Source organism: Mesorhizobium sp. M7A.F.Ca.CA.004.12.1.1 (assembly GCF_003997835.1).
In the GTDB taxonomy this organism is placed as follows: domain Bacteria; phylum Pseudomonadota; class Alphaproteobacteria; order Rhizobiales; family Rhizobiaceae; genus Mesorhizobium.
The window spans coordinates 1-965 of sequence record NZ_RZRK01001301.1; the positions used below are offsets into that span (position 1 = coordinate 1).

Here is a 965-nt window from a genome sequence, read left to right on the forward strand (position 1 = left end):
CTTCTGAGTTCCGAGGCCGCCCGGGGGATGCAGGTCACATTTCAGACGGCGACAGTGCTGGCGCTGATCGCGCTGGTCCTCGCGCTGCTCTCTGCCCGCGCCGCAGGCCGCACGGAATCCAGGGGTTCGTGACGCGCCACACCGCTCAGAGAGTAGAATTCCCAAACAGGCTCAGGCGCCTGCCCGCTTGCGGCGTTCATAGAGCATGACCAGCGTTTCAGCCGTCAAGGCAGGCTTTTCCTCGCCTTCGATCTCGACCGTATTGGCTGCCTTCATGAGATACTGGCCGGGACCCCTGTCCTCCATGGACAGCAGCGTGATGCGCAGCCTGATGCGCGCGCCGACCTTGACCGGCGCCAGGAAGCGCACCTTGTCGAAGCCATAATTGAAGGCAGCCTGGGTGTTCTCGGGCACGATACCCATGCCGAGCGCCAGTGCGCCGATGATCGACAGCGTCAGATAGCCATGCGCAATCGTCGTGCGGAACGGGCTTTGCCGCCGCGCCCTTTCAGGGTCGACATGGATCCATTGGTGGTCGCCGGTGCATTCGGCGAACTGGTCGATGCGGTTCTGGTCGACCGTCGTCCACTCCGATACGCCAAGCTCCTGCCCGGCCATCATCCTCAACTGCTCGTAGGTCGGCGGCGCTTTAGGGCGTATTTCGTTCATTCCTGGTTTCCCGATCGCTTCCAAAGCCTCCGGACCACGAACTGACGGCCTCTGTCAATTCGCTCGGCGCGAATCCGTTCCGCCGGTTTCGGCCGCAATCGTGCCACGCCGCGAGCGCAGTCGCAGGCTAAAACGGGATTCCCAGGCTTCAGGGGCCGCTGGCAGCAACGAGCCAGCCTCGGCCATTTCCGCTACTTCTTCTCGTAGCCGGCGCGGATTTCCTCCATCGCCTCCTTGATGCGCGTGCGCAGGATGTCGACCGATTCGGCGCCGGATTTCTTGACCAGTTCAGCCAC

Annotated in this window: 1 protein-coding gene and 1 pseudogene; both read right to left on the reverse strand. The window is 63.1% G+C overall.

Annotated elements, in window-relative coordinates; all coding sequences use genetic code 11:
* Positions 1–171: 171 nt before the first annotated feature.
* Positions 172–669 (reverse strand): MaoC family dehydratase, encoded by a 498-nt coding sequence (locus EN984_RS35945; RefSeq protein ID WP_127267530.1) that lies wholly within the window; start codon positions 667–669, stop codon positions 172–174.
* Between the two features lie 191 nt (positions 670–860).
* Positions 861–965: pseudogene (locus EN984_RS39230) on the reverse strand (phasin family protein); the annotation flags it as partial.